This window comes from Salinisphaera sp. S4-8, from assembly GCF_040361235.1.
GTDB lineage: Bacteria > Pseudomonadota > Gammaproteobacteria > Nevskiales > Salinisphaeraceae > Salinisphaera.
The window spans coordinates 1-25,834 of record NZ_APNF01000013.1; the positions used below are offsets into that span (position 1 = coordinate 1).

Annotated in this window: 16 protein-coding genes; 4 read left to right on the forward strand and 12 right to left on the reverse strand. The window is 62.6% G+C overall.

Features of this window, described 5'->3' with window-relative positions; all coding sequences use genetic code 11:
* Positions 1–129: 129 nt before the first annotated feature.
* From htpX to parE, 4 genes are all read right to left on the reverse strand, one after another.
* Positions 130–1,026 carry a protease HtpX gene (htpX, locus tag S4A8_RS16315; protein ID WP_353178499.1) on the reverse strand — a complete coding sequence of 299 codons (897 nt, stop codon included), beginning with the start codon at positions 1,024–1,026 and terminating at the stop codon, positions 130–132.
* Positions 1,027–1,953: 927 nt separating this feature from the next.
* Positions 1,954–4,176: a DNA topoisomerase IV subunit A gene (gene parC, locus S4A8_RS16320; protein ID WP_353220941.1), complete on the reverse strand. Its 2,223-nt coding sequence runs from the start codon at positions 4,174–4,176 to the stop codon at positions 1,954–1,956.
* Between the two features lie 239 nt (positions 4,177–4,415).
* Positions 4,416–5,618 carry a GGDEF domain-containing protein gene (locus tag S4A8_RS16325; RefSeq protein ID WP_353220942.1) on the reverse strand — a complete coding sequence of 401 codons (1,203 nt, stop codon included), beginning with the start codon at positions 5,616–5,618 and terminating at the stop codon, positions 4,416–4,418.
* 356 nt (positions 5,619–5,974) lie between these two features.
* Entirely contained in the window at positions 5,975–7,885 is a 1,911-nt protein-coding gene (gene parE / locus S4A8_RS16330; protein WP_353178494.1) for a DNA topoisomerase IV subunit B, read from the reverse strand.
* A 188-nt stretch (positions 7,886–8,073) separates the two neighbouring features.
* Between parE and S4A8_RS16335 the strand changes: the two genes are divergently transcribed.
* A complete protein-coding gene (locus S4A8_RS16335) occupies positions 8,074–8,370 on the forward strand; it encodes an exodeoxyribonuclease VII small subunit (RefSeq protein ID WP_353178493.1) in 297 nt (98 codons plus the stop codon).
* An 81-nt stretch (positions 8,371–8,451) separates the two neighbouring features.
* On the opposite strand, the gene S4A8_RS16340 is transcribed toward S4A8_RS16335, so the two are convergent.
* Genes S4A8_RS16340 through S4A8_RS16360 form a run of 5 tightly spaced genes read right to left on the reverse strand, consistent with a single transcriptional unit; the run spans position 8,452 to position 15,421 of the window.
* Positions 8,452–9,525 carry a diguanylate cyclase domain-containing protein gene (locus S4A8_RS16340; protein WP_353178491.1) on the reverse strand — a complete coding sequence of 358 codons (1,074 nt, stop codon included), beginning with the start codon at positions 9,523–9,525 and terminating at the stop codon, positions 8,452–8,454.
* A gap of 6 nt (positions 9,526–9,531) precedes the next feature.
* On the reverse strand, positions 9,532–10,113 hold the full coding sequence (locus S4A8_RS16345) for a chemotaxis protein CheB (protein ID WP_353178490.1): 582 nt from the start codon (positions 10,111–10,113) through the stop codon (positions 9,532–9,534).
* Positions 10,113–10,973, reverse strand: a complete 861-nt coding sequence (locus S4A8_RS16350) for a CheR family methyltransferase (RefSeq protein WP_353178488.1) — start codon at positions 10,971–10,973, stop codon at positions 10,113–10,115. Before S4A8_RS16350 ends, S4A8_RS16345 begins: the two co-directional genes overlap by 1 nt.
* A 3-nt stretch (positions 10,974–10,976) precedes the next feature.
* Positions 10,977–14,624, reverse strand: coding sequence for a response regulator (locus tag S4A8_RS16355; protein ID WP_353220943.1), 3,648 nt, complete (start codon positions 14,622–14,624; stop codon positions 10,977–10,979).
* 50 nt (positions 14,625–14,674) lie between these two features.
* Positions 14,675–15,421 (reverse strand): DNA/RNA non-specific endonuclease, encoded by a 747-nt coding sequence (locus S4A8_RS16360; RefSeq protein ID WP_353220944.1) that lies wholly within the window; start codon positions 15,419–15,421, stop codon positions 14,675–14,677.
* A 227-nt stretch (positions 15,422–15,648) separates the two neighbouring features.
* On the opposite strand from S4A8_RS16360, the gene S4A8_RS16365 reads away from it, so the two are divergent.
* Positions 15,649–16,320 (forward strand): Bax inhibitor-1/YccA family protein, encoded by a 672-nt coding sequence (locus S4A8_RS16365; RefSeq protein ID WP_353178484.1) that lies wholly within the window; start codon positions 15,649–15,651, stop codon positions 16,318–16,320.
* 339 nt (positions 16,321–16,659) lie between these two features.
* Here the strand turns inward: S4A8_RS16365 and cysG are convergent, their stop codons facing one another.
* Both cysG and S4A8_RS16375 read right to left on the reverse strand, forming a co-directional pair.
* On the reverse strand, positions 16,660–18,060 hold the full coding sequence (gene cysG / locus S4A8_RS16370) for a siroheme synthase CysG (RefSeq protein WP_353220945.1): 1,401 nt from the start codon (positions 18,058–18,060) through the stop codon (positions 16,660–16,662).
* 22 nt (positions 18,061–18,082) lie between these two features.
* Positions 18,083–18,895: a sulfite exporter TauE/SafE family protein gene (locus S4A8_RS16375; protein WP_353178482.1), complete on the reverse strand. Its 813-nt coding sequence runs from the start codon at positions 18,893–18,895 to the stop codon at positions 18,083–18,085.
* Positions 18,896–19,017: 122 nt separating this feature from the next.
* Here S4A8_RS16375 and cysB point away from each other — a divergent pair, with 122 nt between their 5' ends.
* Positions 19,018–19,998, forward strand: a complete 981-nt coding sequence (gene cysB / locus S4A8_RS16380) for an HTH-type transcriptional regulator CysB (RefSeq protein ID WP_353178480.1) — start codon at positions 19,018–19,020, stop codon at positions 19,996–19,998.
* Positions 19,999–20,665: 667 nt separating this feature from the next.
* Here the strand turns inward: cysB and serS are convergent.
* Entirely contained in the window at positions 20,666–21,940 is a 1,275-nt protein-coding gene (gene serS / locus S4A8_RS16385) for a serine--tRNA ligase (protein ID WP_353220946.1), read from the reverse strand.
* Between the two features lie 19 nt (positions 21,941–21,959).
* Here serS and S4A8_RS16390 point away from each other — a divergent pair, with 19 nt between their 5' ends.
* Entirely contained in the window at positions 21,960–25,619 is a 3,660-nt protein-coding gene (locus S4A8_RS16390; RefSeq protein WP_353220947.1) for a hybrid sensor histidine kinase/response regulator, read from the forward strand.
* Positions 25,620–25,834 lie beyond the last annotated feature (215 nt).

The following is a 25,834-nucleotide window of genomic DNA, read 5'->3' on the forward strand; positions in this document are numbered from 1 at the left end:
GATTTCAGCACCCATCAGCTTCAAGGCTTGCGGCTCGGATGAACAATCTACTGAGAGGTCACATCTAGGGCGGTTTCCAGATTGCGATACCGGCGCCGACGCCTTGGCGCCGGCCGGGCCCAGCTACACCTAGGCGCGCTGCACGCCCGCGCTTTCGAGCGCGGCGATGCGTTCTTCCAGCGGCGGATGGGTCATGAAATAACGCTTGATGCCTAACGCCTTCTTGCCGGAAATACCCAGCGCCTGCATCTGATCGGGCAATTCCGTGGCAATCGTGCCTGCCTGCAGGCGGCGCAGCGCACCGATCATCTTGGCCCGGCCGGCCAGATGCGCGCCACCGGCATCCGCGGCGAACTCGCGCCGGCGCGAAAACCAGAACACGACCAGGCTCGCCAGCACGCCCAACACCATTTCCGCGAAGATCACGGTCAGAAAATAACCGATGCCGTGGCCGCGCTCGTTGCGCAGCACCATGCGATCGACGACATGCCCGATCACATGGGCGAAGAAGAACACGAAGGTGTTCACCACACCCTGAATGAGCGCCAGCGTGACCATGTCGCCGTTGGCCACATGCGTGACCTCGTGGCCGATCACCGCCTCGGCTTCATCATGGCTCATCTGGCGCAACAGGCCGGTTGAGACCGCCACCAGCGCGCTGTTCCGGCTCATGCCGGTGGCAAACGCATTCATATCGGGCGAGTCATAGATCGCGACTTCCGGCATGCCGATACCCGCCTGGCGTGCCTGACGCGTGACCGTGGAAACCAGCCAGCTTTCCATCGCGTTGGACGGTTGCGTAATCACCTGCGCGCCGGTCATGCGCTTGGCCATGAACTTCGACATGGCCAACGAAATCAGCGAACCGCCCATGCCGAACACGGCGGCAAAGATCAGCAGCGAGGGAAGATCGAGATTGACGCCATTGGCGGCAAGCAGACTGGTGACGCCGAACAGCTGAAGAATGACCGTCAGCACCAGCATGATGGCGATGTTGGTCAACAAAAACAGCGCAATACGTTTCATCGATGAGGTCTACGGTTGCAGGTATACCGATTTAGATAGCGCAACAGCGAATTGGTTTCAAGATAGACGCGCGCGTTTATTTTTCACCCGTTTTCAGCGTCGTGTGTGGTCATCAAAGCCAGCTGGCCGCGAGGGAATCGCGATCCTCAACGCGGTGCCTATGCCTTGAAGGCAGGACTGACCGCGAATGAACGCCAATTAACGCAAATAATAAAAGGCCCCAGCCCGAGCATTGCTTTTGAACACGCACCTAAGATGTCTGGGAAACGTCCGTACGCGTCAAAGCGGACCCCGAGAGCGCGGTCGCGCCCCCGTCACACCGCCCGCTTTCATTCGCGTGTATTCGCGTTCATTTGCGGACCAACATGCCTTTGAATGGTGGCCCACTAAGCGCAAGTCGCGCTACGAAACCGTGCCGGTGTCCGCAAGGCAAAACTGACCGCGAATGAACGCCAATTAACGCAAATGATAAAAGGCCTAAGCCTGGGCATTGCTTTTGAACACGCACTCAACATATCCGTCAGACGTCCGTACGCGTCAAAGCGGAGCCCGAGAGTGCGATCGGCCCCACCGCCCCGCGCTCCCTCATTCGCGTGTATTCGCGTTCATTTGCGGACCAACATGCCTTTGAATGGTGGCCCACTAAGCGCAAGTCGCGCCTCGACACCGTGCCGGTATCCGCAAGGCAAAACTGACCGCGAATGAACGCCAATTAACGCAAATAATAAAAGGGCTAAGCCCAGGCATTGCTTTGCACACACACCTTACGGTGCCCGGCAACCGACCCTCAGCGTCAGACCGGAGCCCGAGAGCACGATCGCGCATCCAATCGCCCCACCCGCTTTCATTAGCGTGTATTCGCGTTCATTTGCGGACTGACTTGTCTTCTTCCGGATCGCGGACGATCGGAGAGAGCCCGGAGTCAGATCAGTTTTCCACCTGCACCGCCTGCACCTGCGTAAAACCGCGTGGCAGGCGCTTACCGCGTGAGGCACGCGGGCCGCGATAGGCATCGCGCTCGCCGGCCTTGAGCGTCATGTGCCGCTTGCCGCTATAGATCGTGAGCACCGCGCTGGCTGCAAGTGCGGCCAGAGCGACGACCTTTTCGTCCTTCTTGAGCGAAATGAGCTTGTTGCCCTTGCCCTTGGCGAGCTGGGGTAGTTCATCGAGCGGCAGGCACAGCAATTGGCCCGAACTGGTGACCACACAGACCTCCGGATCGTCACCGGCGATCGGCGCGGGCGCAAGCGCATCGGCGTTCTTGCCCACGCTGAGCGCGGCCTTGCCGCTCTTGTTGCGGCTGCTGATCTCGCCCAGCGTCGTGGCAAAGGCATTGCCGGCGGTACTCGCGAGTACGCAACGCGTGTCGTCGTCGCCGAGGGCGATACCCACGAAACGCGCGCCGTCCGCAGGATTGAGGCTGCCGGTAAGCGGCTCGCCCTGCCCGCGCGCGGACGGCAGCTTGTGGGCTGCCAGCGTATAGCTACGACCGGTGGAATCGAGCACGATCAGCGTTTGGTTGCTACGCCCCACCGCGTGGGTGAGATAGTCGTCGCCACTACGGAAATTCAGCCCCGCGGCATCGACATCGTGACCCTTGGCCGCACGAATCCAGCCCTGGCGCGACAGCACCACCGTAATCGGTTCGCTGGGCAGCAGATCGGCTTCCGACAGGGCTTTGGCCTGGCCGCGTTCGACCAGGCGGCTACGCCGGGCATCGCCGTATTTTTCGGCATCGGCCATGATTTCGTCGCCGATGAGCGTATCCAGCTTCTTGCGCGAGCCGAGGATGGCTTCCAGCGTCTTGCGTTCGGCTTCCAGTTCTTCCTGTTCGCCGCGAATCTTGAACTCTTCGAGCTTCATGAGATGACGCAGGCGCAGGTCCAGCACCGCATCGGTCTGGGTGCCGGTCAAGCCGAAGCGCTCCATCATCACCGGCTTGGGCTCGTCCTCGGTGCGGATGATATGAATGACTTCGTCGATATTCAGATAGGCGGTCAGCAGACCTTCCAGAATATGCAGGCGATCCATCACCGCATCGAGCCGATGTTCGAGCCGGCGGGTGACCGTCTGGCGGCGATAGGTCAACCATTCGGTGAGAATTTCGCGCAGGTTCTTCACCCTAGGGGCGCCGTCGAGGCCGATCACGTTGAGATTGACGCGGATGCCCTTTTCCAGCCCGGTGGTCGCGAACAGATGCGCCATCAGCGCTTCGGTATCCACACGGTTGCTGCGTGGCACGATGATCAGGCGCGTGGGGTTTTCGTGGTCGGACTCATCGCGCAGATCCGACACCATGGGCAGCTTCTTGGCCGCCATCTGACCGGCGATCTGCTCGAGCACGCGCGCGCCGGAGGTCTGATACGGCAACGCGTCGATCACGATCTCGCCGTTTTCGATCGTGTAAGTCGCGCGTACGCGCACGATGCCGTTGCCCTTGGCATAGAGCTCGCGAAGCTCTTCAGCGGGCGTGATGATTTCCGCGCCAGTGGGAAAATCCGGCGCCGGCAGGTATTCGCAAAGCGCGTCCAGATCGGCCTCGGGGTTGTGCAACAGATGCACTGTTGCCTCGGCGACTTCGCGCAGGTTGTGCGGCGGAATATCCGTGGCCATGCCCACCGCGATGCCGGTGCCGCCGTTTAGCAGCACGTTGGGCAGACGCGCCGGCAGTGTCACCGGCTCGTTGAGCGTGCCGTCGAAGTTGGGCTGCCAGTCGACCGTGCCCTGGCCCAGTTCGGATAACAGCGTTGCCGCGTAGGCCGTCAGGCGCGATTCGGTATAGCGCATCGCCGCAAACGATTTCGGATCGTCCGCAGTGCCCCAGTTGCCGTGGCCGTCGATCAGCGGATAGCGATAGGAAAACGGCTGGGCCATGATCACCATGGCCTCGTAACAGGCCGAATCGCCATGCGGATGGAACTTGCCGATCACGTCGCCCACCGTGCGCGCCGCCTTCTTCGGCTTGGAGGCGGCCGACAGGCCCAGTTCCGACATGGCATAGACGATGCGACGCTGTACCGGCTTGAGGCCATCACCGACATGCGGCAAGGCGCGGTCGAGAATGACGTACATCGCATAGTCGAGATACGCCTTCTCGGCGAAGGCATTGAGCGGCATACGCTCGTTATCGTGCGCAAGGGTCTGGGCCATCGTGAAAAAACGCCTGCAAGGTTGAATCGAAACCGGATCGGCCAGCGCGCGGAACAGCGTCCGCCCCCGTGGCCGCATACGCGCCACCGCGCGAGACGTTAACCCGCGCGCACAAAGCGAGCAAACGCAAGGCCCGAATGCATGTGAGCCCGATACCCGCCTGTCGGCGCGTGCGGCGTGGCCGCACCGGCACCGACCCGCGCCGATACATGCAAGCGCGACCGCTCGTCGGACCGCAGCTACGCGATCGCCGGGAATTCGATCCGGTCGCGCCCGTTGTCCTTCGCGCTGTAGAGCGCCTCGTCCGCGGCCGCGAGGAGGCTGTCTGCATCGTGCGAACCGCCGCCCGGACGCGTCATGGCCACACCTACGCTCACCGTGATGCAGTGCTTGCCATCGGGCCGCGCGGGATGCGGTATGTCGAGCGCCCTGACGCCGTCAGCCAGTTCATCCGCCACGGCTTGCGCCTGTCCGGGTTGGATATCGAATACCACGATCACGAACTCCTCGCCGCCGAAACGCGTACACAGCGCCCCATGGCCTGCGCTGATCGAACGCAAGACCTTGGCTACTTCGCCCAGGCAACGGTCCCCGGCCGGATGACCGAGGCAGTCGTTATAGGGTTTGAAATGATCGATATCGAGCATGATCACGGCCAGACCCGCCTCTTGCGGGCGCCGCGAGCCGCGAAACCAGCGTTGGAGTTCTTCGTCGAGCGCCCGCCGGTTGAGCAACCCGGTCAACGAATCGGTGCGCGACATGGTCTTGTAGCGCTGGCTCGCAGACTCCGCATTCGCCGAGCGCTGCCACGCAGCCAATGCCGTGAGATAACCGGTGCAGCGCTGACGCTCGGTGCGATAGTTCGCATAGAGCGTGAATATCGCGGCGCTGACGACCTGCAACGAAAACGCGAACTGGAGGCCGGGGTCGCCCCCCGGCTTGGTATCGAAGGCGAGCAAGGCGACACTCACATGCACCGACGTAAACACCAGCGCATGCACGAAACGCAGGCATAGCAGCATATTCCCGTACGCCAGCATCAGCCCGAATTCGCCGACGGTATAGCCGGCATAAGCCGCGTTCGATACCCAGTAGAAGCCGATCGGCAGCAGCGCCGCGCCCGTCAAGGTAATTAATGCCAGACGTTCGCGCCAACGCGCCGACAAGCCGTCCAGGCACACTGCGAATAACACCGCGATTACGGTTACCCCGAGCACGCGAACCGCGACCGTCGACCAAAGGATATCCGGCAACAGCACGACGCTGGTGATGTTGTAGAGGTTGTAGATGAGCAAACCGACGACGATGCTCGCGCGCATCGTGGCCACGCGCCGGCGACCGTGCGCGGCTTCGTAGCGTGCTTCGATCGGTTCGGGAAACTGTAATAGCCAACTCAGCTTCCCGGCTTCAAAGCGCCCTGATTGTTTTTCATCGACGGACATATCGGCGCACAACGCGTGTTGAAGCTCCGACCTGGGCGCTTCTACATAGCTGAAGTGGACCGGCCCGGCCGTCGCAGGTGAAAGCCGCATGCGACTCAGCGACTCGTGCCCAGAATATCGACGTGTAGCGGCGTAAATTGAATGCCGGGGTGGCGCACGGGTACGCGCGTTCATGCCGGCCCCGCAGCGCAGGCAGAACCGGGGCCCAATGACCGGGCCAATGACCTCACGCCACGGTGAAGCGAGCGCCTATTTACCGCCCAAACGCCCGCGACACCGCGCCTCGGCGCCGACACACCGAGGCAGTAACGCGGCACGCGATGGCGCCGATCGCGACCCGGTGGCCGCGGCGTCGATCAGTCGGTATCGGCTTCGTGGCCGCGTGCTTCCAGCCAGCTACGGCGATCGGCGGCGCGTTTCTTGGCCAGCAGCATATCCAGCAGCTCGTCGACGCTCATCGCGCTGCCGGCTTCCGGGTCGATCGACAGCTGTACCAGTCGGCGCGTATCGGGGGCCATGGTGGTCTCGCGCAGCTGGAGTGCGCTCATCTCGCCCAGGCCCTTGAAGCGGGTGACGCTGATCTTGCGCTTTTTCTTTTCGTTTTCCAGCCGGCGCAGGATCACGTCGCGCTCGTCGCGGTCGAGGGCATAGAAAACTTCCTTGCCGGCATCGATACGAAACAGCGGCGGCATGGCCACGAACACATGCCCATGCTCGACCAACGGCCGGAAATGCTTGACGAACAGCGCACACAACAGCGTTGCGATATGCAGGCCGTCCGAGTCGGCATCGGCCAGGATGCAGATCTTGTGGTAACGCAAGCGGTCAAAGTTGTCGCTCGACGGGTCCAGGCCGAGCGCCACCGAGATATCGTGAATCTCGTTCGAGGCCATGATATCGGCGGGTTCGACCTCCCAGGAGTTGAGAATCTTGCCGCGTAGCGGCATCACCGCCTGAAAGTTGCGATCCCGTGCCTGCTTGGCACTGCCACCGGCCGAATCGCCTTCGACCAGAAACAGTTCGGATCGGGACGGATCGTCGGTCACGCAATCGGTGAGCTTGCCGGGTAAGGCCGGCCCGGCAGTCACGCGCTTGCGTTTGACCTTCTTGGCGCTGCGCGCACGGGCCTGGGCATTGCCGATGATCTGGGCGGCCAGCTGCTCGCCGGTTTCTGCATGGCGATTGAGCCAAAGCGAAAACGCATCCTTGACCGCGTTGGATACGAACCCACTGATATCGCGCGAGGACAGGCGCTCCTTGGTCTGACCCGAGAACTGCGGCTCGTTCATCTTGACCGACAGCACATAGGTACAGCCCGACCACACGTCTTCGGGCGCGATCTTCACGCCGCGCGGCAGCAGATTGCGAAATTCGCAGAATTCGCGCACGGCCTCGGTCAGGCCGGAGCGCAGACCGTTGACGTGGGTACCGCCGGACGCGGTGGGAATGAGGTTCACATAGCTTTCGGCCACGCCGTCCACGCCCGGTTGCTCGGGGGCGAGCCAGGTCAGCGCCCAGTCGACGGTCTGGCTGCCGCCGTCTTCGCCGCCGGTAAACGCCGGCGTGATCACGCAGTCGATACCATCGAGCGCATCGGCCATATAGTCGGCCAGACCGTCGGCATACTGCCAGGTAATGTCTTCCTCACCGGCCTCGTCGACGAAATGCACCTTGAGGTTCGGACACAACACGGCCTTGGCCCGCAACAGATGCTTGAGCCGGGCCGTGGCAAAACGCGGACTGTCGAAATACTGCGGATCGGGGTCGAAATGCAGCTTGGTGCCGGTCTTGTTCTTGGCACAGCTGCCGATTTCAGTCAGCGGGCTTTCCAGCTCGCCGCCGGCAAAACGCATTTCGTAATGCGTGCCGCCACGCCAGACCTGGGCGACCAGCGAACTCGACAACGCGTTGACCACCGATACGCCCACGCCGTGCAGCCCGCCCGAGAACTGATACTGCTTGTTGGAGAATTTCCCGCCGGCATGCAACCGGGTCAGAATCAGCTCGATACCCGGTACGCCCTGCTCGGGATGCACATCCACCGGCATGCCGCGACCATTGTCGGTCACCGATAGCGAGCCATCGGCATGCAGCACCACCTCGATTTCGGTGGCATGGCCGGCCAGCGCCTCGTCGACGCTGTTGTCGATGACTTCCTGGGCGAGATGGTTCGGCCGGGCAGTATCCGTGAACATGCCCGGGCGTTTACGCACCGGGTCCAGTCCGGACAGTACTTCAATATCGGCAGCGTCGTAGCGGCTGGCCATGGGCCCTCTTCTTGCTTGCAATGGCCGCGGTCGGTGCGCGTTGACCTGCACAGACCGTGTATCGGCGAATGCGCGGCACGTTAAGCCAAGGCGACAACGCTGGCAATAGAGCCCTGTTTTACCCGCGCTATGCCCATGGCGATTCCAGTAGACTGTTCGCCCAGATTTTCGCCGAGCAAAGACACCGCATGGCCAAAGACACCACACCCGCCGAGCCCGCCGACAGCCAGCCCCGTCTGGCGGCCTTTGAAGAATCGGTCACCGAACTCGAAGCCCTGGTCGAGGCGCTCGAAAGTGGCGACGTATCACTCGAACAGGCTCTGGCCAAGTTCGAACGCGGCGTAACGCTGGCGCGCGCCTGCCAGCAGACGCTCAAACAGGCGGAACTACGTGTCGATCAACTGCTCGCCGAAGGCGACGGCGAGCGCGTCGCGGATTTCGATGCGCCGGTGGACGACGAACGCGACGACGGGCTGTCGTCCTGAAACAGGCCATCGCGCGCCCGCTGCCGGTCGCGTCAGGCACGTAATCCGCAAGCCGGGCAATACCGCTCTTAGCCTCCGGCGCTAACGCATCTTGGCGTGAACCTGGGCGCCGTGGACATGGGCATCGTCGTCATCGGCGGCGCTGAAAATATGCACCGCGCCCTTGCCGGTCTGCTTGACCGTATACAACGCCCGGTCGGCATTGTGCATCAGCCGATCGGCGTTCTGACCATTGGCCGGGTAGAAGGCCAGTCCGATGCTCACCCCGACGCTGATTCCGTTGGTGCCGCCCGCGCACGGCAATGAAATGGGCGCGCTCAGACGCGCCCGTAATTCTTCGCACAGGCCGATACAGGTGTCTTCGTCGTCCACGTTTTCCAGGATCAGCGCGAATTCGTCGCCACCGAAGCGTGCGACCGTATCGGTCTGGCGCGTATTCTCGCGCAGCCGGTCGGCAATGGTCTGGAGCGTGATATCGCCGATGCCATGACCAAATTCGTCGTTAATGGGTTTGAAGCCGTCCAGATCCATATAGCCCAGCGCAAAGATCTGACCGTTGCGCCTGGCTCGCTGCATGCTCGTGGCCAGCCGATCGAGAAACAGTAGTCGATTGGGCAGCCCCGTCAGGGCATCGTGGGTCGCCAGCTGCTGGGCACGATCCTCGGCGCGACGACGTTCTTCGATTTCGCGCTCGAGTTGGCTGTTGCGCTCGTCGAGTTCGGCCAGGGCCTGCTTGAGCGCACGCCGGCTTTCATAAAGCTCGATGAAGTTGCGTACCTTCGCCGAGAGCAGCGAAGGGTTGAGCGGTTTGGTGATGTAGTCGACCGCGCCCACGTCGTAGCCCTTGAGCCGATCCATATCGTCAGTCGCACCGGCGGTCACGAAGATGACCGGGGTATGCTGGGTCGATTCCTCGCCGTGCAGGAACTGGGCGACCTCCATGCCATCCATGCCCGGCATCTGCACATCCAGCAGGATGAGCGCGAATTCGGTGTCGATACAGGCCGCCAGCGCGTCGTTGCCGCTTTCGGCCTCCATCACGTCGACCTGCAGTGTGGCCAGCACGCGCCGCATGGCCAGTCGATTGGCATACAGATCGTCGACGACCAATATGCGCGGTCGCGCGTAGTCGGACGAACTATCGGGGTTGGACATCATCTTTCACCGTGCTCCCTGGGATAGACCGCGCACGGCGTCTACGAGTTGACCGGGTGTATTCTGCCGATCGGGATCGAATCGTTTCAATGCGGACTGTGGCATGACCGGGGCGCTCGCGGTATCCGGGCGCTGCACGATGGTCAGCCCGCCCAGACGATGGATCGCCTGCAAACCGGCCGCACCATCCGCATTGGCGCCGGAAAGCAGCATGCCGGCCAGGTAGCGCCGATAGGTTTCGGCCATGGATTGGAAAAGGACATCGATGCTCGGGCGTGCATACTGAATACGCGGACCCGCACACAGGGCGAATGTCGCCGCGCGCTCGACAAGCAGATGGTAGCCGCCGCCGGCGACATGCACCTTGTTGCGCGCGACGGGTGCACTGTCGCGGGCTTCGACCACGGGCACCGGCGAATAGCGCGACAGCACGGCACACAACTCGTCGACTTCGCGACTGGCTGTATGCAGGCAGATGACCACCGCCAGTCGCGTGGGCGCGATCAGGCCTTCGAGCAGCGCGCAGACCACTTCGAGGCTACCGGCCGAGCCCCCGATCGCCAGCGCCGCATAATCCGAATCGCCCATCACAGCGCTCCCTTGAGCCGGTAGATGCGATCGTTGGCACTGACCAATTCGAAACGATCCGCTACGGGCGAGGACGGGCTTAACGCTTCCTTGTTGCCCAGCACAAGAAAGCCGCCACGCACCAGGCTATCGGCGAACAGTTCGAGCACCCGATCCTTGAGTGGCTGGGTGAAGTAGATCAGCACGTTCCGGCACATGATCAGATGCGCCTCGGCGAAAACGCCGTCGGTGACGAGATTATGATGGGCGAACACCACCCGTTCGAGCAGCTCACGGCGCATGCGCATGAGGTCGTAGCGGGCGTGATAATAGTCCGAAAGCCGAGCCCGGCCGCCGGACGCCGTATAGTTGCTGCGGTATTCGGCCAGATTCTTGCGATCGAAGATCCCTTCGGCGGCGCGTTCGAGCGCGTAGTCGTTGAAATCCGTGGCATAGATCTGCGAGCGCTGGGTCAGCTCGGCCTCGGCCAGCATGATCGCCAGCGAATACACCTCTTCGCCATAGGCACAGCCGGCCAGCCAGATATTGATTCGTGGCCAGGACGCCAGCATCGGCAATACTTCTTCGCGCAGGCGCAGGAATACTTCCGGATCACGAAACAGCGACGATACCGGCACCGACAAATGCGACACGATCTCGCGCACCAGCGCGGGCTCGTAGAGCGTGCTGGGAATCAGATCACCCAGGCGCTCGACCCCAAGCTTGCGCGCGAGTTCGAGCGCGCGGCGCTTGAGCGATGCCCGCGAATACCCCGAAAAATCGTAGCCATGACGCAGTTTGAGGGCATGAATGAACACCTCGAGCGCCATATCATCGGCTTCGAGGGCTTGTTCGGCCTGTACTTCGCGACGCTTGATCATGACCTAGAGCAACCGCGCCATGAGCGCAACCAGCGCCTCGATATCCAAGGGCTTGGGCAGATAATCGGTCGCCCCGGCTTCGATACATTTTTCCCGGTCACCGGCCATGGCTTTGGCCGTCAAGGCGATGATCGGCAAGGATTCGTATTCGGCTTGCGCACGGATACGACGGATTGTCTCGTAGCCATCCATGCCGGGCATCATGATATCCATGAGCACGATCGTAACCTGCGGATTGGCGCTGAGTTGGTCGAGCGCCTTGAAGCCGTCGCTGGCCATGAGCACCTTCAAACCCTTTTCGCGCAGTGCCCGCGACAAGGCAAAGGTATTACGCATATCGTCATCGACCAGCAACGCGGTCTGACCGACGAGATTGGCCGGCGCGGCCACCGCCGCTGCGCTTTCGCCATCGGCGCTCTTGGGCTTGGCCGGCGGCGTATCGCTGCGCTCGCTCAGATGGTGGAAGAATAGCGAGACTTCGTCGAGCAGCCGTTCCTGCGCCCGCGAGCCCTTGATCACGATGCTGTCGGTATGCGCACGCAGGCGCCCGGTTTCCTCTTCGGAGAGCTCGCGTGCCGAATACACCACCACCGGCGGCGCATCGTCGCGTTCGGCGATCCGTTCAAGCAGCTCGAAGCCGCTGATATCCGGCAGGCTCAGATCCAGCACCACGCAGTCGAAATCCTGGCTGTCGAGTCGCTCGAGCGCCTCGGCACCGCTGACCACTGCCGTGATCTCCACGCTCTCGGCACGCAACAGATGGGTGATCGCGGTATGCGCGTCGCGATCGTCGTCGACCACGAGCACGCGCCGGGCCTCGCGGCCGCTGAGCACCTCGGCGCGCGCGAACAGCGTTTCCAGATCCTGTCTTGATACCGGCTTGGTCAGATAACCCACCGCCCCGGCCTGCTTCGAGCGGCCCGTGTCGTCGGCAGCCGAAATGACATGCACCGGGATCGCGCGGGTGCGTTCATTGGCCTTGAGCCGGTCGAGTACGGCCCAGCCATCCATGCCGGGCAGCCCCAGGTCCAGCACGATCGCGTCGGGCAGCTGTTGGCGCACCATATCCAGGCCGCGCTCGCCGTTGGCCGCGGTCGTGCAATCGAAGCCGCGCTCTTCGGCCGCCTTGGCCACGATACGGGCAAAGTTCTCATCGTCGTCGATAATCAGTACGTGCGCGCGCTCGGCGGATTTCGCGCCCGTGTTCTGCGCTTGCGTGAGCGCAGGCCCCAGTTTCGATTCCTCGTCGATACGGCGGGTTTGTGCCTTGTCGCTGATCTTGGGCGATATTTCGATATCGCTATCGAGCACCCGCCGGACATAGATCGAAAAACGACTGCCTTCGCCCAGTTCGCTTTCTACGCTGATCTCGCCGCCGAGCAGGCGTGCGAGCTCGCGCGATATCGACAGCCCCAGGCCGGTACCGCCATAGGTTCGGCTGGTGCCCGCATCGACCTGTTCGAAGGCCTGGAATATCTGTTCCAGGCGGTTTTTGGGAATACCGATGCCATCATCAATGACATGGATGGCCAATGCCTCTTCGGCAACCAGCCCCTGGGTGCGAAACACCGTATCCGGCGCCGGCGCCATGATTTCCACCCGAACCGTCCCCTGCTCGGTGAATTTGATGGCGTTGCTGATCAGGTTGCGAATGACCTGATCGAGCTTGCCGGGATCGGTGACCAGCGTATCCGGTACGCCCGCGCCTACATGCACTTCAAAGGCAATCCCCTTGCGCTGGGCGACATGGGCGAAGTCGCGTTCGATGCGCCGCACGATGCCGTCCACATCCGTGCGTTCCGGGTTCACGGCCATCTTGCCGGCTTCGATCTTCGATAGATCGAGAATATCGTTGATCAGACTCAGCAGACCGGTGCCGGATTCATGGATGATCGACGCCGCCTCGGCTTCCTCTTCGTCCAGATGGCCGGCCGTGTTGTCGGCCAGACTGCGCGAGAGTATGAGCAGACTGTTGAGCGGCGTACGCAACTCGTGCGACATGTTGGCCAGAAAGTCGGATTTGTACTGGCTGGTTCGTGCCAGCTCTTCGGCACGCCGCTTGGTTTCGGAATGCAGCCGCGCCAGTTCCTTTTGCTGCTTGCGCATGAGTTCCTGACGCTGGCGCAGTTCTTCGTTGGTGGCCTGCAGTTCGTCGGACTGGACCTTGAGCTCTTCTTCGGAGGCGCGCAGCTCTTCGGACTGGGCATTGAGCTCTTCGCTTTGCATGCGCAGTTCGCTGTTGGCGTTCTTGAGCTCTTCCTGGCGGTCACGCAGGCGCTGCTCGGATTCCTTGAGCGCCTCGGTCTGGGCACGGCTTTGTTCGAGCAATTCCACCGCACGCCGGGTACGCGCCAACGACAACAGCCCCAGACCGACACTGGGCAATAACGTATCCAGCAATTCCTGCTGGGCGGCGCTGGGCTCCTGGAGCATGCCCATTTCGAGCACACCGAGAATATTCGTGCCCGCGCGCGCGGGCGCGATCAACAACACCTTGGGCCGGACCTCGCCAAGCCCGGAGCGCACCGTCAGATACTGTTCGGGCACGTCCGTGAGCACGATCTGGTCACCGCTGGCGACCACCTGACCGACCAACCCCTCGCCGACCTCGAAGGTCTGGGGCACATCGCGGCTGTAGCCATAACTCGCGGCCAGGGCGAATATATCCTCATCTTCGGCGCCGGCGACCGATGTAAAGAGCGCCGCATAGCCCACACCGAACAACGGCGCCAGCTTCTCGAGCAACTTCTTGCCGACTTCCTGCTCGCTTTTGCACTGCTGCAGCGCCACGGTCACCCGCGCGCGATGATCCCGAATCCAGAACTGGCGATCCTGTTCGAGAATAATCTGACGAAACTTCTCCAACGCATTGGCGACCTGGCCGATTTCGTCGTTGCGCTCGCGAAAATGGATCTCCAGCGCGCGCTCGCCCTCGGCCAGCCGTGTGGTCATCTTGGCCAGGGCGCCGAGCGGACGGGTCACCCGACGCACGATCGCCCGGACCGTGAACAGACCGGTCAAAAGACCGAAAAGCAGAACGCCGAGCAACAGCCAGCGCGCGCGCTCCTGGCGATAGTCGATCAGGGCGACGCTGCGATCGAGATCGTTTTGAACCTGAAACCGAAACTGATCGAGTGTCTGGCGCAGCGGGTCGGTCATGCTGGTATCTGCGCCACGGGTCAATGCACGCCGCGCCTGTTCCAGCTGGCCACGCTCGACCTGACTCATGATGGGCGTGATCACACGATTTTTCCAATCGTGCTGAAGCTGTTCGATTTGACTGAGCCGGCGCCGCTGGCCGGCCGATCGTTCGCTGTATTCGTAGAGGTTATCGAGCGCGGTTTCGAACTGTTGGTCCATGCGTTCGATCGTATCGACGAAGCGCGGATCACCAGACAAGGCATAGCCACGCAGCGCGCTCTGGGTACGTGTAATGGCCTCGTCGAGTTCGGCGGTACGAATGAGCGTCGCGGTGACCTCGCCCGACAGCACGCGCGCCGAATGCACGTTTTCGAATGCCAGCAACGCGACCGCGCAGGCCAGGCCAAAGAGCACGAGAATGAAGACCACGGAGCTGATCAGCCCCTGACGAATCGACAGACGCCGCCAGAACGACGTGGATTCCTGGACCCATTTCTTGTTTTCAGGCATCGATGCTCTACTCATTCACCCGGGCGGATATGCGCCATCGGTCCAAGTTTTCACGAATCGCCGCAGCGCTCGAAATTCAGTCGTATCCCATCACGATCCCGCCAGCGTGCCGCATAGCGTGCGGGCATGCACGCCAGGCCAACCAATCCGAACCGCCGCACCGGCGCCGCCGATTGTTCCAGCCGCGCCTGGCGCGATCGCAACAGCGCGGGTAGAAAATCCAGCCCGGTCAATGCCTCGATCCGGTCGATCGACACCAGAAAACGGCTTAAAGGCTCGTCCCCGCGTACCGATTGCGGCACGACAAACGCCATGCTCTGCCACGCACCCGTGGCATCCCGTGCCAGCCAGATTCGAAAGAAGGCCACCGGTCTATCTTTACTATCGGCCGCGATCGGCCCCAGCATTACCCACAGCGGCGAATTGTGCGCTGCGATGTCGTCGATCTCGATTTCTTCCAGCCGCTGCCAGACCAACTGGTTGAGCCTCGGCCGCTGGGGCACGATATTGCTGTAATAGAAGCTCTGGCGCTGGGCGCGCGCGCCGTAGAGCTGACTCATGGCGTAGTTGGGCGCCAGATGGCCGCGATCATAATCCGGCCCATCGTAGATGGTCGTGTCCGCGTGTGTCTGCAGGCGCGGATCGGCGATGAAGGGCGGGCGCGGTCGGTTGACGTAATCGGCCACCGCCGTCAAACGATACGCGACCCAGGCCGCCCGGGCGCTTGCGCGATCGTAGCCGACCACGAATCCATCGTTATCAAGACGGCGTATATCGGTATTCGGCGCCTGCGGCATGCCAAGGCTTTCGGGCCATGACGGGGCAGCACACGCGCAGGGCGCGAAAAAGCCCGCGACAAGCAGGCAGAACATCACCATCGCGGGAACGTCTGTCGTGCGCCACGGTCTATACAGCGACGCCAGATTACGCCGTAGAAAGCGGTTTGTATGCATTGTTCAGACAAAGATTTCTTTGCGAATAAAGCGTGATAGCCTCTCAACCATAGTCACTACGAGACCGACAAATGAACGCGGAACGCACTCTTCGAACTTCGCGCGCGCAGACTGCGCTGGCTACCAACAGCGTACTGCGCAACACCTACATGCTGCTGTCGCTTACGCTGCTGTTTTCAGCGGTCGTGGCCGGCACGGCCATGGCGCTGAATGCGCCGCACCCGGGTATCATCATTACCCTGGTCGGTTACTTCGGCCTGTTGTTCGCGGTCGAAAAGACCAAGAACAGCGCGATGGGCCTGGTCAGCGTGTTCGCACTGACCGGGTTCATGGGTTATACCATCGGCCCGATTCTCAATCTCTATATCAATAATTTCTCCAACGGCACCGAGATCGTCATGCTCGCCCTCGGCGGCACGGGCACGATCTTTCTTGGCATGTCGGCCTATGCCCTGGCCTCCGGCAAGCGCTTCAACCAGTGGGCCGGAATGCTGTTCATGGGCATTCTCGTTGCCTTCGTCATGGGCATCATCGCCGCCGTATTTTCAATTCCGGCGCTGTCGATGGCCGTATCCGCCCTGTTCGTACTACTCATGTCGGCCCTGATCGTCTATCAGACCGGCGAGATCGTGCACGGCGGCGAAACCAACTACATCACGGCCACCGTGACGCTGTTCGTGACCATCTACAACCTGTTCCTGAGCCTGCTCCAGTTGCTGGGCGTGTTCATGGGTGAAGAATAGCGCATAACGTCTTGAACGGCCGAAATTAACTTGGCCGCTTAAAAGCCCGGAGCGTGTTACGCGCTCCGGGCTTTTTATTGCGTTAACCCAACCCAATCGAATCGGCTTCGTTTGGGCCGCGCGGCACGTTCTTTCTCATCCGCAAATTTACGCAAATACGCGCAAATGACACGGCGCGGGCGTCGCTGCCAATTCCAGGCGGGCGAGCTGAAACGACCTGCCGAGCTTCTGTCCTTGTTGGGCTACGCTGCGCGAATCAAACCGACACAAGGGAACGGCTCGCCGGTCATGCGCGTGAATTCGCGACATGTGCCGACGCGCAACGCTCGGCCTGTCTGCTCAGGGATCGGGCCGGAACCAGCCGAGTGTTTCGTTCAGGCGTACCACCGCACCCACGATCAATAATGCCGGACCTTCGATGGTCTGCTCGGCCACCCGTGCCGGGAGGTCGGCGAGCGTACCCACGACCAGCCGCTGGCGTACGGTCGTGCCTTCGATGATCAGCGCGGCCGGCCAATCAGGCGCCAGGCCATGCGCCTGTAACGCATCACAAATAACCGGCAAGCTTTTGACCGCCATGAAAAAAACCACGGTCTGCCCCGGCTGTGCCAACTGCGACCACGGCAAATCCAGCTCGCCCTGTTTGAGATGCCCCGTCACAAAGGTGACCGACTGAGCATGATCGCGGTGGGTGAGCGGGATACCGGCATAGGCGGCACAGCCACTGGCTGCGGTGATACCGGGCACGACCTGAAAATCGATCCCCGCATCCGCAAGCTGAGCGATCTCCTCGCCGCCGCGACCGAACACGAACGGGTCTCCGCCTTTCAAGCGCAGTACCCGTTTGCCCTGCCCGGCCAGGCGCACCATCAGTGCGTTGATATCCTCCTGCGGCAGGGTGTGCCGGGCCGCGCGCTTGCCTACATGAATACGCTCGGCCTCGGGGTTGGCCAGTTCGACGATCGCGCTCGGAATGAGACTGTCGTAGAGCACCACGTCCGCCCGTTGCATCAGCCGCAGCGCTCGTGACGTCAACAGATCCGGATCGCCCGGCCCGGCGCCGACGAGATAGACCTCGCCACGCGTCGGCGCGCCCGGCCGATCGGCGTCCAGGGCCTGCTCCAGCGCGTGGCGCGCCTCGGCCATGCGACCGGTGAAGACTTTTTCGGCGATGGGCCCATCGAGCACACGCAACCAGAAGCGCGCCCGCTGACCACGCGGCAACCGTTGCTTGACGCGTTCGCGAAAATCGCCGGCCAGACGGGCGAGGTCGCCGTACGCGCGTGGCAACCAGGCATCGAGGCGGCTACGCAGGATGCGCGTGAGCGTGGGCGCCTGGCCGTCGCTGGAAATCGCGATCTGTAGCGCATCGCGGCGCACCACCGCAGGCACCAGAAAATCCGAAGCGCTGGCATCGTCGGCACGCTGAACGAGCACGCCACGGGCCCGGCCGTGCTCGGCAACACATGTATTCACGCTCGTGTCATCGGCACAGGCGAATGCCAGCGACTGACCGGCGAGATCGCTTGCCTCGAAACCACGCTCGACAAGATCGAGCCGGCCGGCATCGGCCCAGGCCTGCACGGCGTCGCTAACACGCGGCGCCACCACCCGCACCCGGGCACCGCTGTCGAGCAGGCGCTCGATACGACGCGTGCCGATACGGCCAGCACCGACCACCAGCACTGGGCGCTCGGCAACACGGACGAAGATCGGCAGCGTAGAGACGTGTTCGGACAAGACAGCAGTCGGCGCGTAGCCTTCAACCGAGGGATACGAGCGACGTGACGCTATCGAAAAGCATCCCGGCGCCGATCACCAGCAACAGAACCGATATGATCGGTCGCAACAGCCCGTCGGGCAAGCGCGAACCCAGGCGCGTACCCAGATAAATGCCCGGCAGCGAGCCCAGCAGCAGAAAACCCAGCACCGGCAAATCGGTGGTGCCCAGGCTCAGATGACCGATGCCGGCCACCAGCGTCAGCGGCACGGCATGGGCGATATCCGTGCCCACGATCCGAATCGCCGCACGGCGCGGGTACAGCAATAACAGCAACGTGGTGCCCAATACGCCCGCGCCCACGGACGACAGCGTCACCAGTACACCCAACACCACGCCGCCGATGACAGTGATCGACGGGCGCAGCGCCAGCAGGCGCGGCGGCAGGCCGGATTCGCTACCCTCGTCGTCGCCGATATGCGCCATGATGCGCTTGCGCACCAGTGTAAGAACGGCAGTCGCAATAATGGCCACGCACAGGGTGATGGTCATCAGATGCTCCACCCAGGGCGCAAGCCCCACATGGTGCAGCCACGCGATGGTCAGCAGCGCGGCGGGCAGGCTGCCGCTGGCCATGAGTCCGACCACAGACCAGTCGACGGTCTGCTGACGGCCGTGCAACCAGGTGCCGAAACCCTTGGTGCCGGCGGCATACAAAAGATCGGTACCCACCGCCGCAGACGGCGCGAAACCGAAGATAAGAATCAGCAGCGGCGTCATCAACGAGCCGCCACCTACGCCGGTTATGCCGACCGCCATGCCGACAATCAACCCGGCTACGCTGAACGCAATCATTGGCTGCGCTACTCTCGGACCATGCAAGAAAGCGCGCAGGCTAGCAGTTGGTCGTCAAATCCGATAGAACTATCTAATCATGGTTTAATAAGATATCGGCATAACGCGATCGACCTTTGCCTATGAAACTGCGCCAACTCGTCTATATCAATGAAGTCGCCAAACGACGGCTGAATATCACCGCCGCCGCCGAGGCGCTGCATACCTCGCAGCCGGGCGTGAGCAAGCAGATTCGCCTGCTCGAAGAAGAACTCGGCGTGCTCGTGTTCGAGCGCAACGGCAAGCATCTGGACCGTATCACCCCGGCCGGGGCACGCATCCTGGAAACCACGCGGCGAATTCTGTCCGAGGTCGAAAACATCACCCGCACCGCCAGCGAATTCGCCGATGCCGATCGCGGTTCGCTATGCGTGGCCACGACCCATACCCAGGCGCGCTACGCCTTGCCGCCGGTGGTCGATACCTTCCGCCACGAATACCCGCAGGTGTCGCTGCATCTCAACCAGGGCGCGCCGCCGCAGATCGCCGGCTGGGCCGCCGCGGGCGATGCCGACTTCGCCATCGCCACCGAAGCACTCGAACATTACGACGAACTGGTGATGCTGCCCTGCTATCACTGGAATCGGTGTGTGCTCGTACCGCGTGACCATCCACTGGCCGATACGCCCCGCCTGGAGCTGGCGCGTCTGGCCGAGCAACCGATCGTGACCTATACCTTCGGCTTTACCGGCCGCTCGCATCTGGATGCCGCCTTCGAAGCCGAAGGACGTACGCCCAACGTGGTACTCACCGCGGTGGATGCCGATGTAATCAAGACCTATGTGCGCCTGGGCCTGGGTGTCGGCGTAATCGCGAACATGGCCTACGACCCGGTGGCCGATGCCGATCTCGTGCGCCTGGACGCCAGCCACCTGTTCGCCTCGAGCACCACCCATATCGGCTTTCGGCACAATCTGTTTCTACGCGGCTATATGCGCCGCTTCATCGAAATCTTTGCCCCGCATCTGACCAGTGCGGTCATCGACGAGGCACTCGAACACTATCCGGGCACGCGCTACGACGCACTTATCGAACGGCTCTGGGCGGAATTGCCTGAGCTGTAATCTTGTCTTCGCGTTCATGTGCGGCCAAGCCGCTTGGTTGAGCATAGCGAACCGAGTTTCATAAATGCTCAAGAAAAACGCGTCATTCCGGCTGCTTCGTTTCGGCGGACATGGTTTCCCGCGATCGGCTGCGTTTTTCGAAAACCGTCCACAGATCGACGCAGATTCGCGCCGATAAAACGCGGCGCCGTCGACGCTCGTCCATGATACGGACAAAGAACAAAACCGGCGCCGCCAAGTAGCTCGTCTCGATCTGCGCTGATCTGTGTCGATCTGCGGACAATCGCCTTATGGCCGTGTCTTCGCGTTCACGCGCGGCCAACCTGCCTGCTTGAGCAAAGAAGTAACCGTTTATCCGCCGATTACGCCAATTGATTATTTGGCCAGAATGGGCGATCGGGCTGTATTGATGCCTCGGCTTTGTTGGCAGCAGCCAAATGGAACAGTCCGCAGATCACGCAGATCAAAGACAAGAAACCGCAGTTGCGTGGTGCGCTTGCTCATCTGTGTAATCTGCGGTTACGCTTGAAGAACGAAGCCATCGCACCGTCGATTTCCGAAACCCGTATACATCCGTCTGCGGAATGCCCTTCGCATGCGGCGTGACCCGCAGACTGTTCGACCTTCGCCTCGCTGCGAGACACAAACGACGCCTGCGTCTCGCGGGCTACGCCTCGATACGTTCGACCCCGCCCATGAAGGGTTGCAACGCGCGCGGAATATCCACACTGCCGTCGGCGTTCTGGTAGTTCTCCAGCACGGCCACGAGCGTACGCCCGATGGCCAGGCCCGAGCCATTGAGCGTATGCACGAGCACCGGCTTGCCGGTGTCCGGGTCACGATAACGCGCGCCCATGCGCCGGGCCTGGAAATCGGTGCAGTTGCTGCAGGAGGAAATCTCGCGATAGGTGTTCTGGCTCGGCAGCCAGACTTCCAGATCGTAGGTCTTGGCCGCGGCAAAGCCGATATCGCCGGTACACAGCGTGACCATGCGATACGGCAGTTCCAGCCCCTGGAGAATGGATTCGGCACTGGCGGTCAGCGCTTCCAGCGCGGCGTCGGATTCGTGCGGGGCGACGATATTGACCATCTCCACCTTTTCGAACTGATGCTGGCGAATCATGCCGCGTACGTCTCGCCCGGCCGCCCCGGCTTCGGCACGAAAACACGGCGAATGGGTAACGAATTTCAGCGGCAGCTTTTCGTGTTCGACGATCTCGCCGGCCACGATATTGGTCATGGGCACTTCCGCCGTCGGGATCAGGTAATAATCCTCGGGCTCGGCCAGGCGGAACAGATCCTCGCCGAATTTGGGCAACTGGCCCGTGCCGTAGAGCGATTTCGAGTTGACGATGTAGGGCACGTTCAACTCGGTATAGCCGTTGGCGGTATGGGTGGCCAGCATGTAGGCGATCAAGGCCCGGTGCAGTCGGGCCACGCCGCCCTGCAGCACGGTAAAGCGCGCGCCCGTGAGCTTGGCGGCGGTGGCCGCATCCAGGCCGTCGAGTATTTCGCCGATCTCGACATGATCGCGCACTTCGAAATCGAAGTCGCGCGGCTCGCCCCAGCGCCGCGTTTCGACGTTATCGTCCTCGCTTTCGCCCACCGGTACGTCGTCGGCGACCAGATTGGGCAAACCGGCGCGAATAGCGTCCTGTTCGGCCTGGATCGTGTCGAGTTCCGCCTTGGCGGCATCGAGCTGGTCGCCCAGATCGCCGACCTCGGCCTTGAGCGGTTCGATATCCTCGCCGGCGGCCTTGGCCTTGCCAATCGCCTTGGATCGACGGTTACGCTCGCCCTGGAGTTCCTCGGTGCGCGTTTGCAGCGTCTTGCGGCGCGCATCGAGATCGGCATAGGCCGCGGCATCGAAATCGAAACCGCGCTTTTTCAGCGCCGCGGCAACAGCCTCGGGATCGTTACGAAGCAGGCGGGGATCGAGCATAACGTCGTCGTCAGTGGATTTGCGCGGCATTATATGGGCCACAGCCGCGGGCTGCAGCCTGCGTTCGACGAAGATCAAAGGCGGCCACGAATGGCCGCGGGGGAAGTCCGCCATCATCAGCGCCTGGATACTGGTCGTCAGTTCGATCGTTTATATCGGCATCCTGTTCGCGATCGCCCATTTCGGCGACCGGCGCGGGCGTGCGCACAAGCGCCCCGGCCCGCGCCCCGTGGTTTATGCGCTATCGCTGGCGGTCTACTGCACGTCCTGGACCTTTTTCGGCAACGTCGGCAGTGCCGCCACGCATGGCTGGACCTATCTGCCTATCTATGTCGGGCCCATGTTCGCGCTGCTCGTGCTGTCGCCGATCCTGCGCAAGATGCTGTTGATCGCCAAACAACAGAACACCACGTCGATCGCCGACTTCATCGCCGCGCGCTACGGCAAGTCGCAGGGCCTGGCCGCGCTTGTCTCCGCTATCGCGCTGTTCGTGGTGCTGCCCTATATCGCGTTGCAGCTCAAAGCGCTGACCATGTCGTTCTATACCCTGTCGCAGGGTCCGCATATCGCCAACGCCGATACCAAGCCGCATGTGCCGTGGGTCGATACCGGTCTCTATGTAGCGGTGTTGATGGCGGTGTTCACCATCTTCTTTGGCACCCGCCATGTGAACCCGCGCGAATCGCACCAGGGCCTGATCCTGGCGATTGCCTTCGAATCGGTGGTCAAACTCGCGGCGTTCCTGTTCGTGGGGCTGTTCGTGGTCTACGGCATGTTCAACGGCCTTGACGATCTGTTCACCCAGGCCGGGCAAATCGACAAGTTCAACCGGCTGTTCGACGCACCGCTGCTGGATGCCCGCTTCGTGACCACCTGCATTCTGGCCGTGGGCGCCACGCTGTGTCTTCCGCGCCAGTTTCATGTCGGCGTGGTGGAGAACACCGACACCCGCGATCTGAATACCGCGCGCTGGCTGTTCCCGCTGTATCTGCTGCTGATGTCGCTGTTCGTGATTCCGCTGGCCGCGGCCGGCCTCGTGCTGTTCGAACCCGGCACGATCAATCCCGATCGCTTCGTGCTCGCCCTGCCGCTGGCCGCGGACGCGCCGGGCGTGGCCCTGGCGGCCTATATCGGCGGCGTATCGGCGGGCACCAGCATGGTGATCATGGCCACGGTCACCCTGGCCACCATGTTGTGTAACGAGGTGGTCGTGCCGCTGATCCTGCGGATTCCGCGGCTGGGCTTCATCGGCCGGCGCGATATCGGCGATGCCCTGTTGCATATCCGCCGTGTCCTGATCGTTCTCATTCTCGCGTTGGCCTGGTGCTGTTATCGCCTGTTCGGTAATTCGGAGGCGCTGGCCTCGATCGGACTGCTGTCGTTTGCCGGCGTCGCCCTGTTTCTGCCGCCGCTGATCGGCGGGCTCTATATTCGTGCCATCGGCCGCCGCGGCGTGGTCGCCGGCCTGGCCGCGGGGCTGGTCGTTTGGGGTTATACGCTGGTCGTGCCCAATCTCGCCGCGGTCGGCTGGTTCAGTGCCGACTGGGTGGCGACGGGCCCGTTTCATATCAGCTGGCTCGCGCCGCACGCGCTGTTTGGCTACGACTTCGGCGATACCCTCACCCACGGCGTGTTCTGGATCCTGCTGGTGGATATCGTCGTGATGACCGCCGTGTCGCTGAACAGTTCGACCAGCCTGATCGAACGCGCCCAGGCGATCGCCTTCGTCGATCTGGGTCTGCAGCGGGGTCAGCGTCGGCGCGTGGAGCCCCGCCAACCGGCGATTCGCGTCGGCGAACTGGAAGTGCTGCTACAACGCTTTCTTGGCGTCCAGGCCGCCCATGCCGCACTCAACGAATACGCCGGCAATCACGATCGCGAGATTCTCTCGAACCAGCTCGTGGACGCGCATATGCTGCAATTCGCCGAGCGCCGGCTGGCCGGCGTGGTCGGCAGTGCCTCGGCGCGGCTGATGCTCGCTTCCGGGCTGCGCCAGCGCGATCTGGCCATCGAAGACATGGTGCGCCTGATCGATCGCACCGCCGATGCCGTGCAGTTCAACCGCAGCGTGCTACAGGCCGCGCTCGAGAATATCGACCAGGGCATTTCCGTGATCGATCAGGACCTGCGCCTGGTCGCCTGGAACACTCGGTATCTGGAGCTGTTCGAATACCCGCCCGGGCTGGTGCGCACCGGGCGCCCGGTGGCCGATCTGATTCGCTTTAACGCGATGCGCGGCGAATGCGGGCCGGGCCCGGTGGAAGAACATGTGCGCAAACGTCTGGCGCATATGCGCGAAGGGCGTGCCCACCGTTTCGAGCGCCACCGGCACAACAACACCGTCTTGCAGATGACCGGCAGCCCCATGCCGGGCGGCGGTTTCGTGACCACCTTCAACGACATCACCGCCTTCAAGCGTACCGAAGCCGCGTTGACCCGTGCCAACGAACAGCTCGAAGCCCGAGTCGCCGAGCGTACCGCCGCGCTCAGTCGTGCCAACGAAGGCCTGCGCCGCGAAAACGACCAACGCGCCGCGGCCCAGCAGGCCGCCCAGCAGGCCCGGCGCGAAGCCGAGCGGGCCAATCTGAGCAAGACCCGCTTCCTGGCCGCAGCCAGCCACGATCTGTTGCAGCCGCTCAATGCGGCCCGGCTTTTCGCGGCGACGGCACGCGAACGCGGCCAGGCGGACCAGCGCGAGGCCTTGACCCATATTCAGACGTCGCTGGAGGCTGCCCAGTCCCTGCTCGAGCCGCTGCTGGATATTTCCAAGATTGACGCCGGCGCCTGGGACGTCAGCCCGGTCGCGTTTCCACTCGCCCGGGTCATCGAACCATTGACCGCCGAGTTTTCCGTTCTGGCCGAGGAAGCCGGGCTGTCGCTGCACAGCGTAGCCTCCCGCTGCTGGGTGAAATCGGACCCGGCGCTACTGCGCCGAATCCTGCAGAATTTCCTGTCCAATGCCGTGCGCTACACCCCCAGCGGCCGCGTGTTGCTGGGCGTGCGCCGTAGCCAGGATCGCGTGCGTATTCAGGTCTGGGACACCGGCCCCGGCATTGCCAACGAACAGCTTGGCTCGATCTTCGATGAATTCTCGCGTGGCGCGTCGGCCAGTGTGTCCGGCGATCGTGGCCTGGGGCTAGGGCTGTCGCTGGCCGATCGCATGGCGCGCCTGCTCGGCCACCGTATCGAAGTGCGCTCGCAGCTCGGGCGCGGCACGCTGTTCTGCCTGGAAGTCGAGCGCGTCGCGGCCGGTCGCGACAGCGGCGACGCCACCCCGGCGCTACGGCCCGCGGATGAGGCCCAGGCACTGACCGGCTGTCAGATACTGTGCGTGGACGACGACGATGCCTCGCTGGACGCGCTCACCGGTCTACTCGAACGCTGGCAGGCCGAATGTATCACCGCCCCGGCTGCAGACGCCGAAGCGATCGTGGCCGATCTGGAGATCGAGATCGCCGTGCTGGATTTCGATCTCGGCGCCGGCATGCCGGATGGCCTGGCGATCGCCGAAAAACTCACGCGGGTGCGTGATCTGCGCTGTCTGCTGATTACCGCCAACCGGGAAAAGGCAATCGTCGATCGCGCCCGTGAGATGGGCGTAAGCGTGCTCTACAAACCGCTCGAACCGGCGAAGCTACGGGCAACCCTCGCCACCCTCGCGCGCCGCGAGGATTCTTGACCCGGCCACACACTTACTCGAATCGCGCGCCGAATCGGCGCACGTTTCCGGGGCGCAGCCGGGCGCGGCTTCGCCTGACACACAGGCGGCGACATCTGCGCAATCAAGGATTTCTGTCTTCAAACAGCAAAGACGGTCCGCCAATGCATGCCAATACACGTGCATGAAAGACGGTTTGCGGATCGGTCGCGCTTCGCGCCAGTCGATTGCATAGT

Coding starts and splice junctions, on each gene's coding strand:
- htpX (WP_353178499.1), bottom strand. CDS start 1,026: ATGAAACGTATTGCGCTGTTTTTGTTGACCAACATCGCCATCATGCTG.
- parC (WP_353220941.1), bottom strand. CDS start 4,176: ATGGCCCAGACCCTTGCGCACGATAACGAGCGTATGCCGCTCAATGCC.
- S4A8_RS16325 (WP_353220942.1), bottom strand. CDS start 5,618: ATGTCCGTCGATGAAAAACAATCAGGGCGCTTTGAAGCCGGGAAGCTG.
- parE (WP_353178494.1), bottom strand. CDS start 7,885: ATGGCCAGCCGCTACGACGCTGCCGATATTGAAGTACTGTCCGGACTG.
- S4A8_RS16335 (WP_353178493.1), top strand. CDS start 8,074: ATGGCCAAAGACACCACACCCGCCGAGCCCGCCGACAGCCAGCCCCGT.
- S4A8_RS16340 (WP_353178491.1), bottom strand. CDS start 9,525: ATGTCCAACCCCGATAGTTCGTCCGACTACGCGCGACCGCGCATATTG.
- S4A8_RS16345 (WP_353178490.1), bottom strand. CDS start 10,113: ATGGGCGATTCGGATTATGCGGCGCTGGCGATCGGGGGCTCGGCCGGT.
- S4A8_RS16350 (WP_353178488.1), bottom strand. CDS start 10,973: ATGATCAAGCGTCGCGAAGTACAGGCCGAACAAGCCCTCGAAGCCGAT.
- S4A8_RS16355 (WP_353220943.1), bottom strand. CDS start 14,624: ATGCCTGAAAACAAGAAATGGGTCCAGGAATCCACGTCGTTCTGGCGG.
- S4A8_RS16360 (WP_353220944.1), bottom strand. CDS start 15,421: ATGCCGCAGGCGCCGAATACCGATATACGCCGTCTTGATAACGATGGA.
- S4A8_RS16365 (WP_353178484.1), top strand. CDS start 15,649: ATGAACGCGGAACGCACTCTTCGAACTTCGCGCGCGCAGACTGCGCTG.
- S4A8_RS16375 (WP_353178482.1), bottom strand. CDS start 18,895: ATGATTGCGTTCAGCGTAGCCGGGTTGATTGTCGGCATGGCGGTCGGC.
- cysB (WP_353178480.1), top strand. CDS start 19,018: ATGAAACTGCGCCAACTCGTCTATATCAATGAAGTCGCCAAACGACGG.
- serS (WP_353220946.1), bottom strand. CDS start 21,940: ATGCTCGATCCCCGCCTGCTTCGTAACGATCCCGAGGCTGTTGCCGCG.